Here is a 12,860-nt window from a genome sequence, read left to right as displayed (position 1 = left end):
CGAAGCCAGGCTCCTATGATCTGGCCCATGACCCCGACCGCCCCCCCCTCGTACACCGCCACGGATGTGGCATCCGACGAAGGCCGCTACCTGGCGCTGCAGGCGCGCGACGCGCGGTTTGACGGGCATTTTTTCACCGGAGTGACCTCCACCGGCATCTACTGCCGCCCCGTCTGCGCCGTGCGCACACCCCGGCGCGAGAACTGCCGGTTTTTTGCGCTGGCGGCGCAGGCCGAAAGCGCCGGGTTTCGCCCCTGCCTGCGCTGCCGGCCGGAGCTGGCCCCCCAGGCGATGGTGTGGTCGGTGCAGGACGCTAGCGGCATTCTGGTGCAGCAAGCCGTGCGCCTGCTGGACGCGCCCGACCTCTGGCCCACACCGGCCGCACCCGGCGAGGGCAGCGCCACCGTGGCCCGCCTGGCCGAGCGGCTGGGCGTGAGCGACCGGCATCTGCGCCGCATTTTTGAGGCGGCCCTGGGCGTATCGCCGTTGCAATATCTGCAGACACGGCGGTTGCTCACGGCCAAGCAGCTGCTCACCGACACCGCCATGCCCGTGACGCAGGTCGCACTGGCCAGCGGGTTCGCCAGCGTGCGCCGCTTCAATGCCGCCTTTGTGGGGCATTACGGGCTCAACCCCACCCAGCTGCGGCGCAACGGTGTTGGCAGCGCCACATCGGGCGCGGGGCGCACCAGCGCCGTGCGCCTGGCGTGGCGCCCGCCACTGGACGTGGCGGCGTTGCTGGCCTTTTTTGAAAAGCGGCAGTTCCATGGCGTGGAGTGCGTGGTGCATGGTGCGGACGGCCCCGGCCTGCGCCGCACCGTGCGGCTGGCCAGGACCTGCACCGGCCTGCCGCAGGAGACCACCGGCTGGCTGAGTGCCCGTTTTGACCTGGCGCGCCACCAGGTGCTGCTGCAGACCAGCGACAGCCTGTACCCCGTGCTGCCGCTCGTCATCCGCCGTGTGCGTGCCATGCTCGACCTGGACGCCGACCCCGCAGCCATCAACGCCGTGCTGCACCCGCACTTTCCGGAGGGTGATGGCCTGCGTGTGCCCGGAGCGTTTGACGGCTTTGAGCTGGCCGTGCGCGCCGTGCTGGGCCAGCAGATCACCGTGGCGGCCGCGCGCACGCTGGGCCAGCGGCTGGTGGAGCGGCTGGGTGAACCCATCGCCACGCCCTGGCCCGGGCTGCACCAGCTGTTTCCCACCGCAGCCACCCTGGCCCGCGCCGATGGCGACACGCTCGGCCAGCTGGGCATCGTGCGCCAGCGTCAAGCGGCCATCGTGGCACTGGCCCGCGCGGTGGACAGCGGCAGCCTGCCCCTGCACGCGGGCGCCGACGTGCCCAGCACCACTGCCGCCCTGTGCGCCCTGCCCGGCATTGGTGACTGGACGGCGCAGTACATCGCCATGCGGGTGCTGCGCTGGCCCGACGCCTTCCCGGCGGGGGACGTAGCGCTGCACAAGGCGCTGGGGGTGCAGCAGCACAAGAACCCCGCACGCGCCGCGCAAGAGGCCTCGCAGGCCTGGCGCCCCTGGCGCAGCTACGCGGTGCTGCGCGCCTGGGCTGCCGGTGGCAGCAGTGCCGGAGCGGCTCAGCCTACAGATGCTCAGACACTATCAAAACAGTAGCAAACCAGGCAATAAACACTAGCGCATGGTGCCAATTTCGCCCCAAAACGGCCTCTACCACTCTTTCAAGACCTCTCAGCATGCAGTTTCACTCTTTCACCGTGCAGGCACGGGCCGACACCCCGCTGGGGCCCGTGCGGCTGGCCGCTTCCCCCAACGGCTTGTCGGGCGTCTGGTTTGAAGGCCAGCGCCACGAGCCCAGCGCCCACTTGCACGGTTCCGAGGCCTGGGCGTTGGCCCCTGGCGACCACCCTGTGCTGCAAGAAGCCGCCCACCAGCTGCAGCAATACCTGGGCGGGCAGCGCCAGCATTTCGACCTGCCGCTGGACCTGTCGGGGGGCACGGCATTCCAGCAATCGGTGTGGCGCGCGCTGCTGCAGATTGGCCGGGGCCAGACCATCAGCTACGGCACGCTGGGCCGCCAGCTGGGCAACCCCAGCGCCGTGCGGGCCGTGGGTGCCGCCGTGGGCCGCAACCCACTGAGCGTGGTGGTGCCCTGCCACCGTGTGCTGGGTGCCGATGGCAGCCTGACGGGCTATGCAGGCGGCCTCGATCGCAAGAGGGCTTTGCTGACGCTGGAGAATGCACCCCTTTTGGCCGCCGCAGCCCATCCCATGAAAGCCACCGCATGAACAGCCCCGCCACCCGGCCCGTCTCCACCTGGATCGGCGAATTCATCCTGCTGGCCGCACTCTGGGGCGCGTCGTTCCTGTTCATGCGCCTGGGTGCGTCGGACTTTGGCCCCCTGCCCACTGCCGGCCTGCGGGTGGCGCTGGCCACGGTGTTCCTGTGGCCCATCATGCTGCGCCAGGGCCACTGGCCTGCGCTGCGCCAGCACTGGCGGCCCATCCTGTTTGCGGGGGTCATCAATTCGGCGATTCCGTTCTCGCTGTTTTCCTGGGCGGTGCTGCACATCGCCACGGGCCTGACCTCGATCCTCAACGCCACGGTGCCGCTGTTTGGTGCGCTGATCGCCTGGGTGTGGCTGGGCGACCGCATCAACCGTCTGCGCTGGGTGGGCCTGGCCCTGGGTTTTGTGGGCGTGGCCCTGTTGGCATGGCGCGCACCCGCCGGCACCGGGTTCAAGACCGACCACGCCCACTGGGCGATTGCGGCCTGCCTGCTGGCGTCGGCGTTCTATGGCGTGTCGGCCAGTTTTGCGCGGCGCCACCTCACGGGGCTGCCGCCATTGGCCACGGCCGCAGGCAGCCAGCTGGGTGCCGCGCTGGGCCTGGCCTTGCCCACGCTGTGGCTGTGGCCGGCGCAGATGCCCGGAGTACGCGCCTGGGCGGCCATCCTGGCCATTGCCGTGCTGTGCACCGGCATTGCCTACATCCTGTACTTTCGCCTGATCGAGCACGCGGGCCCCAGCCGCGCGCTGGCCGTGACCTTCATCACCCCGGTGTTCGCCGTGCTGTATGGCACGCTGTTCCTGGGCGAAACCATCACGCCGTGGATGGTGGGCTGCGCGCTGGTGATCGTGTGCGGCACTTTGTTGTCAACCGGACTTATCAGGACGCTGCGGCCCGCCCGGCCCACCTCAGAACAGGCCTAAACTTGGCGGATGGTTTTTTTATCGGGTGCATGCCTTCTGAGCAAGGCCACATGCGGCACAGGTCGCGACATGCACCCGCTCCTTCTTTTGGCTTGTCCGCCACGTTCCAGACCCGCAGCCGCCCGCTTCAGCGACCAGACCACCCAGGGAAAACACCATGGGTAACAACACGCTGCTGGCGGGCACTGCCCTCATGCTGCTGCTGCTGGTGCCGGTCTGGCTGTCGCCGCAGGAGTCTCTGCACCCGTCCCGGCGCACCCTGATCCTGCTCGGCGTGGCGGGCGGGCTGGTCTCCATCGCAGCTTTCGAGGCGCTGCGCTGGAATGCGCCGGAACTCCACATCGTGGCCTACCCCACCGCCACGGCGTTCGTGGCGCTGTTTTTTGGCGTGCCGGCGGCGGCCATCACCGCCGTGCTGGCCTTGCAGGCCGCGCTCTGGACAGACACCTCGGCCGTCTGGCCCGCCACCACCGTTCTGGGCGGCGCGCTGGCTACCGGCTGGGCGTGGCGCAGCCTGAGCCAGCGCTGGGCCTGGCCCGACTGGGCGCCACTGGCCGGACTGACCCTCACGCTGCCGCTCGTGGTTTCGCTGGTCACAACGGCCACCAGCACGGCCCCTGAAGGCACCAGCAACATGCACTGGCACCACGGCGCGGGCGTGCTGATGCTCGGGATTGGCTGGCTGGTGATTGCCAGCCGGGCCCGCGCCGAGCTGGCGCGCAACGAGATCCAGCAGACGCTGGGCCAGCAGGAGCACCAGCTGCGCCTGGCGCTGGATGCCCTGGGCGGCGGCCGCTGGGAATGGGATGTGGTCGAACGCCGATTCTTCTGTGATGGCCGGTTTTATGAGGCCTATGGCATTACCAGTGCCGACTTGCAGTCGCCCGACCTCTGGCAGCGCTGGTACGCCCGGCGCCACCCGCTGGACGCTGAACGCAATGCCGCCAAGCTGGCCCGTGCCATGGACGGGCTGGAGGAAAGCTACGAGGCCGAGTTCCGCGTGATGGACACCCAGGGGCGGTGGCGCTGGCTGATGTCCCGCGGCACCGTCGCCCGGCGCGATGCGCAGGGGCGCCCGGCCAGCCTGATCGGCATGGACGTGGACATCACCGCCCACCGCGAGACCGAGGAGGCCCTTCAGTCTGCCGAGGCCAAATACACCACCTTCTACCAGACGCTGCCCGACCCGGCAGGCATCACCCGCATAACCGACGGGCGCTACATCGATGTGAACCCGGCGTTCTGCGAGCTGCTGGGCTTCACGCGCGAGGAGGTCCTGGGCCGCACCTCGTCGGAGCTGCACATCTGGGCCAACGAGCACGAGCGCAAGCGGCTGCTGGACACCTATCAGCGAGAAGGCAAGGTGGACCGGTTGCCCCTGGTCGCGCAAAGCAAGGGGGTGCAGGTTCCGGGCCTGATGTCGGCACGCTCTGTGCTTGTGAATGGCGAAAACTGCTTTGTTTTCGTTTTCCACGACATGACCGAAGCCCAACGCACCAGCGACGAACTTCGGGCGCTCTACAACCAGCTGCAGCAAGCCGGCCGACTGGCCCGGCTGGGCGCATGGGAGGACGAGCGTGGCCGCGGCCTGGTGTACTGGTCGGACGTTTGTTTTGACATCCACGGCCTGTCACCCAACCAGCCGCCCCCCAGCGACTACATCGACCGCCATGTGGCCCCGCAGTACCGCGAGCCGCTGCGCGAAAAATTCCGCCAGAGCATCCGTTCACGCGCTGAGTGGAGCATGGAGATGGAGGTCTATCACGCCGACGGCCATCTTTTTTGGGTGCGCGCCCGGGGCGAGCCGGTGATCGAGAACGGCCGCGTGGTCAGGGTGCGCGGCGTGATGCAGGACATCGACGAAGCCAAGCGTGCCGAGCAACGCCTGCGCCAGTCCGAGGAGCGCTTCTCGCGCATCTTCCATCTCATGCCCTACCCCATGGGCCTGTCGCACCGCAGCGATGGCCGCTATGTGGACCTCAACCCTGCCTGGGTCGAGATGCTGGGCATTCCCCGCGAAGAGGCCATCGGCCGCACCGCCGTCGAGCTGGGCATCTTCACCGCTGAAGACCGCCAGCGCCTGATGGAGCAGGTCAGCCAGAACGGCCACCTCAGCGATTACGAAGTGACCTTGAACGTGCGCAATGGCCCCCGGCGCACCGTGCTGCAGTCCATGCGCGCCACCGAGTTCGATGGCGAGCCCTGCTGGCTGTTCTCGGTGCACGACATCACTGACCGCAAGCGCAACGAGGTGCAGGTGCGTGAACGCGAGGCCCTGCTGTCGCTCACCATCTCCGCCGCATCGCTGGGCCTGTGGGACTGGGACCTGCAGACCGGCCTGGTCACGGGCGACCGCCGCTGGCGTGCCATGCGCGGGCTGCCGGTGACCAGCGACACCTCGGCGGCCGTGCAATGGACCACGGCCATTGCACCGGACGACATCGACCGCATCACCACCGAGCTGTCGCGCCACACCGCCCACCTGGGCACCCCGTTTGACGCCACCTGGCGGCTGAACCAGCCCAACGAGCCAGTGCGCTGGGTGCGCAACCTGGGCAAGATCGTGGGCTTTGACGAGCAAGGCCGCCCGGCCCGCATGCTCGGTGTGGCCATCGACGTGACCCCCCAGCGCGAGCAGGAGGTCATGCTGCAGCGCCTGGCGCTGTATGACGCCCTCACCGGCCTGCCCAACCGGGTGTTGCTGGCGCGCAAGCTGCAGGAATGCATGGCCCAGGCCCGTGACACCGGCAAGCAGCTGGGTGTGGCCTACCTCGACCTGGACGGCTTCAAGCCGGTCAACGACCGCCTGGGCCACGGGGCGGGCGACCGCCTGCTGGTGGTGGTGGCCGGGCGGCTCACGCGCGCACTGCAGCCGCTGGACACGGTGGCCCGGCTGGGTGGCGACGAGTTCGTGATCCTCATGCCTGGCCTCGGCTCGGTGAGCGACTGCGAACGCATGCTGGAACGCGTGATGGAAAGCGTCTCGGCCCCCTACACGCTGGACACCGAGCGCGTGGTCGTCACGGCCAGCATCGGCTACACCATCTTTCCGCAGGACGACGCCGACGCCGACACCCTGCTGCGCCATGCCGACCAGGCCATGTATGCCGCCAAGCAGGCGGGGCGCAACCGCTTCCACCAGTTTGACGCCGCCCAGGAGCGCGCCCTGCAGCTGCTGCGCGCGCAGGGGCACTACCTGCGCGAGGCACTGGCGCAAGCCCAGTTCATCCTGTACCTGCAGCCCAAGGTGGACATGCGCAGTGGCACGGTGGTGGGCGCCGAAGTGCTCTCACGCTGGCAGCACCCCGAGCGCGGCCTGGTGTCCCCCGGCGAATTTTTGCCGCTGCTGGAGGGCACCGATCTGGAGATCGGCTTTGGCGAATGGGTGGCCGAGGCCGCGCTCACGGTGCTGGAGCAGCTGCAGGACCGGGGCATGCCCATGCCGCTGAGCATCAACATTGCTGCCCAGCACCTGCAGCAACCAGACTTTGCCGACTGGGTGGCTGGCTGTCTGGCGCGCCACCCCCGGGTGCCCGCGCACCTGGTCGAGATAGAGATCACCGAAAGCGCCGCCCTGTACGACCTGAGCGCCGTCGCCGACACCCTGAACGCCCTGCGCGCCATGGGCGTGACGGTGGCGCTGGACGACTTTGGCACCGGCTATTCGTCGCTGACCTACCTGCGCCGCCTGCCCATGGACACGCTCAAGATCGATCAGAGCTTTGTGCACGGCATGATGGGCGACCCGGGGGATCTGGCCATCGTGCAGGGTGTGATCGGCCTGGCACGCTCGTTCGGCTACCGGGTGATCGCCGAAGGGGTGGAAACCGTCGAACAGGGGCAGATGCTGCTGCAGCTGGGCTGCCTGCAGGCGCAGGGCTACTGCATTGCCCGGCCCATGCCGCTGGAGGATTTCATCGGCTGGACGCCCACCTGGCAGCCGCCTGCAGGGTGGCAGCGAAACCGGCCGGTTTTGTAGCATTAAAACCTTGCCAGGCGCTAGTATCGTATGCGTCAGCAGCTATGAGTTTGGTAGCAACCAAGCATATTCTTCGCCCCCTGGAGGCTGGCCTTGAACATCCGTGAACTCTGCGCCGAAGACCTGGCCCCCCTGCTCAGTCTGTACACCCACCTGCACGCGCAAGACGACCCTCTGCCCCCACTACCCGAGGCGCAGAGCGTGTGGGCCGAGGCGCTCGCCAACCCACGCATTCGGTACTTTGGTGGGTGGGATAAGGGTGTGCTGGTCTCGTCCTGCACACTGACCGTCATCCCCAACCTCACGCGTGCATGCCGTCCCTATGGCGTCATCGAGAACGTCGTGACGCACTCGGCCCATCGCGGCCAGGGCTGGGGGCATGCGCTGCTGCAGCACGCCCTGGCCCATGCCTGGCGGGAGCACTGCTACAAGGTCATGCTGATGACGGGCCGCAAGGACGAAAACACCCTGCGCTTTTACGAGCAGGCGGGGTTCGACCGGCAGGGTAAACAGGCATTTGTTGCCAAGCCACTGCAGTGACCCGGCGGCCCGGGCGGGCCTGAACTCAGCCCACCAGGTCCTTCACCTGCTGCAGCGCCGCCGGGTCTTCCATCGTTGTCAGGTCGCCTGGATCGCGCCGCTCGGCCACGGCCTGCAGGGCGCGGCGCAGCAGCTTGCCGCTGCGGGTCTTGGGCAGCACGGTCACAAAGTACACGCGCGACGGCCGCGCCACGGCGCCGAGCTGGTGGTCCACCTGCTTCATGACCTCGCCTTCGAGCTTGAGCCGCGCGGCATCATCGGTCAGGCCTGAGGCATCACGCGCCACGGCAAACGCCATCGCCACCTGGCCTTTCAGGCTGTCGGCGACGCCCACCACGGCCACTTCGGCAATGTTGGGGTGGGAGGCAATGCTCTCCTCGATCTCGCGCGTGCCCAGGCGGTGGCCGGCCACGTTGATCACATCGTCCGTGCGGCCCAGGATGAAGTGGTAGCCGTCGGCATCGCGGATGCCCCAGTCAAACGTGCTGTAGATGAGGCGGCCGGGGATGCTCTTCCAATAGGTGTTCACAAAGCGGGCGTCATCGCGCCACACCGTCTGCATGCAGCCGGGGGGCAGCGGGCCCTCGATGGCGACCACCCCCTTCTGGTTGGCACCGGTCAGTTCTTCGCCCGTGGCCTCGTCGATCAGCTTCACGCCATAGCCGTACATGGCTTTGCCGGGGCTGCCGAAGCGTGTGGTCTGCTGCTGCACGCCGTTGGCAAGGGTCAGGATGGGCCAGCCGGTTTCGGTCTGCCAGTAGTTGTCGATGATGGGCACGGCCAGCGCGTCGCTGATCCACTGGGCCGTGGGCTCGTCCAGCGGCTCGCCCGCCAGCCACAGGGCCTTGAGGCTTTTCACGTTGTACTTGGCCAGATAGGCCGGGTCCTGCTTCTTCAGCACCCGCACCGCCGTGGGGGCCGAGAACATGTGCGTGACCTGGTACTTCTCGACGATGCTCCACCACACGCCCGCATCGGGCCGCGTGGGCAGGCCTTCGTACATGATGGTGGTCATGCCCGCGATCAGCGGGCCGTAAACAATGTAGCTGTGGCCCACCACCCAGCCGATGTCGCTGGTCGCAAAGTACACATCGCCCGCCTTGGCGTCAAAGATGTGCTTCATGCTGGCCGCCAGCGCCACCGTGTAGCCGCCGGTGTCGCGCTGCACCCCCTTGGGCTTGCCGGTGGTGCCGCTGGTGTACAGCGTGTAGCTGGGGTGGGTGGATTCCACCCATTCGCAGGGCACCACGGTGTTCAGGTGCTGCTCTCGCAGCGGCGCCCATTCGTGGTCGCGACCGGCCTGCAGGTGCATGGGGGCCAGGCCCCGGTTCACCATCAGCACGGCGCTGGGCTTGTGTTTGGACAGCGCAATGGCTTCGTCCAGGAGCGGCTTGTACGGCACCACCTTGCCACCGCGCGACCCGGCATCGGCGCTGACCACGGCCACCGGCTCGGCATCTTCGATGCGCGAGGCCAGCGAGCCCGAGGCAAAGCCGCCAAACACCACCGAATGCAGCGCGCCAATGCGCACGCAGGCCAGCATGGCAAACGCGGCCTCGGCAATCATGGGCATGTAGATGAGCACGCGGTCGCCCTTCTTCACGCCCAGGCCTTGCAGCACCGCCGCCATGCGCTGCACCTCGGCATGCAATTCGGCAAAGCTGTAGCTGCGTTCGGTGTTGGTTTCTGTCGATATCGCCACCAGCGCCGCCTGGCTGGCGCGCGTGGCCAGATGGCGGTCTACCGCGTTGTGGCACAGATTGGTGGTGCCGCCCACAAACCATTTCGCAAACGGCGGGTTGCTGTAGTCGCACACCTGCTGGGGCGGCGTCTTCCAGTCGATCAGCTTCGCCTGCTCGCTCCAGAAGGTGTCTCGGTGGTCGATGGACTGGCGGTAGAAGTCGGCGTAGGTGCTGTGTGCGGTCATTGTGGGTGTCTCCTCGGCATCTCTCTCGCCCTGCCAGGACAGCAGGTTTTGAATTCATAATTATTCATGACGGGCTTGCGGCAAACTGACGCAGCCAACCCTCTGCCTCATCATCCATGGCTCCAGATGCAGCAGGCATATTGATATGTCGGCAAACGTCATACCGGCCTGTCACACTCCCGGACCATGCACCCAGCACCGTCCCCTGCCCCCACGTCCGTCCCGTTCCGCGACGCCTTTCTTTTCTGGCTGAAGCTCGGGTTCATCAGCTTCGGCGGGCCTGCAGGCCAGATCGCCATCATGCACGCCGAGCTGGTGGAACGGCGCCGCTGGATCAGCGAAAACCGCTTCTTGCACGCCCTCAACTACTGCATGCTGCTGCCTGGCCCCGAGGCGCAGCAGCTGGCCACCTACATCGGCTGGCTCATGCACCGCACCTGGGGCGGCATCGTGGCGGGGACGCTGTTTGTGCTGCCCTCGCTGTTCATCCTGATCGGGCTGTCGTGGGTGTATCTGCGTTTTGGCGATGTGCCGGTGGTGGCGGGCATCTTCTACGGCATCAAGCCCGCAGTGACGGCACTGGTGCTGCATGCCGCGCACCGCATCGGCACCCGCGCGCTCAAGAACGGCTGGATGTGGGGCATCGCTGCCGCATCGTTTGTGGCGATCTTCGCGTTCGACACGCCCTTCCCCGCCATCGTGCTGGCGGCCGGGCTCATCGGCTACTTTGGCGCGCAACGCTGGCCCGCCGTGTTTGCGCTGGGGGGCGGCCATGCCAGCGCCCACAAGGGTTATGGCCCTGCGCTGATCGATGACGACACGCCAACGCCTGCCCATGCGCGCTTTTCTCGCGTCCACCTGGTCAAGGTGTTGGTGGCAGGGCTGGTGCTGTGGCTGGCGGCCATGGGCCTGCTGGTGGCCACGCAGGGCTGGCACGGCACGCTCACGCAGATGGGCTGGTTCTTCACCAAGGCGGCCATGCTCACCTTTGGCGGCGCCTATGCTGTGTTGCCTTATGTGTACCAGGGCGCGGTAGAACACTACCAGTGGCTCAGCGCCCCGCAGATGATTGACGGCCTGGCCCTGGGCGAGACCACGCCCGGCCCACTGATCATGGTGGTGGCGTTTGTGGGTTTTGTGGGCGGCTGGCTGCAGCAGGTGTGGGGGCCGGACGCCCTCTTTGCAGGCGCCGTGGCTGCGGCCACGGTCGTGACCTTTGTGACCTTTTTGCCCTCGTTCATCTTCATCCTGGCGGGCGGCCCGCTGGTGGAGGCCACGCACGGCAAGCTGGGATTTACCGCTCCACTGTCAGCCATCACGGCTGCTGTGGTGGGCGTGATCCTGAACCTGGCGCTGTTTTTTGCCTACCACCTGCTGTGGCCACAAGGATTTGGCGGCCACTTCGATGCCGTGTCGGCGGTGATCGCCGTGGGTGCGCTGGTGGCACTGTTCCGCTTCAAGCTGGGCGTCATGCCGCTGCTGGGCGGCTGTGCCCTGGTGGGCCTGGCAGTGAAGCTGGCAACGCCCTACTTCGCCTGACCGGACCCGCACCAATTACTATTATTTTGATAGCTACCAGCGCATGAAAATCATGCGCTAGCAGCCAATTTGGCTTGAAAAGCGCTATTTGATCAGCCCGAGCACGTCCTTGAACGCCGGGTGCTCGCAGCTACCCAGCCATTCAAACGCCACCATCTCGGTGGTCACCAGCTCGGCGCCTGCGCCGGCCAGGCGGTCAAAGGCGGCGTCGCGGTTGCGTTCGGTGCGCGAGCCGCAGGCGTCCGTCACCACCCACACTTCAAACTCGTCGTCGATCAGGTCCAGCGCGGTCTGCAGCAGGCAGACATGGGCTTCGCACCCGGCAATCACGATGGTGCCGCGCTCTGCCGCCAGCGGTGCGGGCTTTTGCAGGTGCTTGGGCAGGCTGCGTGCGTTGCCGCCCTGGGGCTTGGCCGGCGGGCGCAGCCATTCGCCCAGGCCTTCTTCGGCGGCGCTGAAGTGCATCTTGGCCAGGGTCTTCTGGCACAGGGCGCGCAGCGCGGCGTCGTTGGCGCCCAGTCGCGAGGGGTTTTGCTCGGTGCCCCACACGGGCACATCCAGCATGCGGGCGATCTCCGCCAGGCGGCGGGCGTTGGCCAGCACGGCGGGGCCTTCGTGGATGGCGGGCATCAGGCGCTCCTGGTAATCGACCAGGACGAGTTGGGATTCGGTGGCGTCAAGCAGCATGGTGGGACCGTTTCTGTGTTCGTTGAATCGCTGTGCGGGCGCAGCGAGGAAGGCAATGGCGCATTGTCGCAGCCCGAGCCCGGGGTTTTCAGGTGCGAAGGACGGACTGCAGCGCCGTGGCCAACGGCCCGGCCATGGCCACGGCGTTGCTCGGGTGCGGGATGCAGTCCGTGCTCCACACCTCCCCCACTCCGGCTTCATGCAGCACCTGCAGCGCATCGCCCGCAAACAGCGCATGCGTCACCGCCACATCCACCGAGGCGGCACCCGCCTGCAGCAGCAGCCGCGCGGCCAGCGCCAGCGTGCGGCCGGTGCTGGCCATGTCGTCCAGCAGCACCACCGCCCTCCCCTGGGCGTTGAGCGCGGGCAGTTCGATGGCCACGTGGCGGTCGCCATGGCGCACCTTGGTGCACACGGCATGGTCAAAGCCGTGGCGCGCGGCGGCCTGGGCGATCCACTGGGCGGATTCGCCATCGGGCCCCACCAGCAAAGCATTGGGGCGGCGCTGGGCAATCAGGTCGGCCAGCGGCTCGGCACCGCTGAGCACCAAGGCCTGCGGCACGGGGATGGCCTGCTCGAGCCGATCGATGCGGTGCAGGTGCGGGTCCACTGTGACCACCGCGTCGAATAGCCCGGCCAGAAACCCACCCACCACCTGCTGGCTCACGGCCTCACCGGGGTGGAAGGCGATGTCTTGCCGCATGTAGGCCAGGTACGGCGCCACCAGCGTGAGGTGGTGCACGCCGAGGTGGCGGGCCGTGCGTGCGGCCAGCAGCAGCTCCACCAGCTTTTCATTGGGCTGGTGCAGGCTGCGCAGCAGCAAGGCGTGCAGTGGGAGGCGGCCAGTGGTCTCGTTCACCGGCAGGCGCAGCTTGAGTTCGCCATCGGGAAAACGGTGGCGTTCGATGGCCTGGGCAGGCAAACCGGCGGCCTGCGCCAGGCGCAGCGCAGGCGCGACTTCGTCATCGAAATACAGCACACAGGGGGCTTCGGGCGGTGTCATG

General features: G+C 67.5%; 9 protein-coding genes. 6 read left to right on the top strand and 3 right to left on the bottom strand.

The genetic code is table 11. The features are described 5' to 3' along the window. Positions 1–27 precede the first annotated feature (27 nt). The 5 genes from ACTJKQ_RS03705 (at position 28) to ACTJKQ_RS03685 (ending at position 7,703) form a co-directional block, all read left to right on the top strand. Positions 28–1,629 (top strand): DNA-3-methyladenine glycosylase 2 family protein, encoded by a 1,602-nt coding sequence (locus ACTJKQ_RS03705; protein WP_440596035.1) that lies wholly within the window; start codon positions 28–30, stop codon positions 1,627–1,629. Positions 1,630–1,709: 80 nt separating this feature from the next. After that, positions 1,710–2,261: a methylated-DNA--[protein]-cysteine S-methyltransferase gene (locus tag ACTJKQ_RS03700; protein WP_440596034.1), complete on the top strand. Its 552-nt coding sequence runs from the start codon at positions 1,710–1,712 to the stop codon at positions 2,259–2,261. Beyond that, a complete protein-coding gene (locus tag ACTJKQ_RS03695; protein ID WP_099730309.1) occupies positions 2,258–3,184 on the top strand; it encodes a DMT family transporter in 927 nt (308 codons plus the stop codon). The genes ACTJKQ_RS03700 and ACTJKQ_RS03695 overlap by 4 nt, the downstream gene beginning before the upstream one ends. Positions 3,185–3,341: 157 nt before the next feature. Next, positions 3,342–7,163, top strand: a complete 3,822-nt coding sequence (locus ACTJKQ_RS03690) for an EAL domain-containing protein (protein WP_440596033.1) — start codon at positions 3,342–3,344, stop codon at positions 7,161–7,163. Between the two features lie 93 nt (positions 7,164–7,256). Then, the gene (locus ACTJKQ_RS03685) at positions 7,257–7,703 is read left to right on the top strand and encodes an N-acetyltransferase family protein (RefSeq protein ID WP_440596032.1); all 447 of its coding nucleotides are present in this window, start codon (positions 7,257–7,259) and stop codon (positions 7,701–7,703) included. A gap of 25 nt (positions 7,704–7,728) precedes the next feature. Here the strand turns inward: ACTJKQ_RS03685 and ACTJKQ_RS03680 are convergent, their stop codons facing one another. After that, on the bottom strand, positions 7,729–9,630 hold the full coding sequence (locus ACTJKQ_RS03680) for a propionate--CoA ligase (RefSeq protein ID WP_440596031.1): 1,902 nt from the start codon (positions 9,628–9,630) through the stop codon (positions 7,729–7,731). Positions 9,631–9,816: 186 nt separating this feature from the next. Here ACTJKQ_RS03680 and chrA point away from each other — a divergent pair, with 186 nt between their 5' ends. Beyond that, positions 9,817–11,169 carry a chromate efflux transporter gene (gene chrA / locus ACTJKQ_RS03675; protein ID WP_440596030.1) on the top strand — a complete coding sequence of 451 codons (1,353 nt, stop codon included), beginning with the start codon at positions 9,817–9,819 and terminating at the stop codon, positions 11,167–11,169. Positions 11,170–11,253: 84 nt separating this feature from the next. On the opposite strand, the gene ACTJKQ_RS03670 is transcribed toward chrA, so the two are convergent. Both ACTJKQ_RS03670 and ACTJKQ_RS03665 read right to left on the bottom strand, forming a co-directional pair. Continuing rightward, positions 11,254–11,856: an isochorismatase family protein gene (locus ACTJKQ_RS03670; RefSeq protein WP_056062923.1), complete on the bottom strand. Its 603-nt coding sequence runs from the start codon at positions 11,854–11,856 to the stop codon at positions 11,254–11,256. Positions 11,857–11,944: 88 nt separating this feature from the next. Continuing rightward, positions 11,945–12,859 carry a ribose-phosphate diphosphokinase gene (locus tag ACTJKQ_RS03665; RefSeq protein WP_440596029.1) on the bottom strand — a complete coding sequence of 305 codons (915 nt, stop codon included), beginning with the start codon at positions 12,857–12,859 and terminating at the stop codon, positions 11,945–11,947. Between the last annotated feature and the right edge of the window lies 1 nt (position 12,860).

The organism is Acidovorax sp. 22279, from assembly GCF_052045435.1.
In the GTDB taxonomy this organism is placed as follows: domain Bacteria; phylum Pseudomonadota; class Gammaproteobacteria; order Burkholderiales; family Burkholderiaceae_C; genus Acidovorax; species Acidovorax delafieldii.
This window is presented reverse-complemented; position numbering and strand designations above follow the sequence as displayed.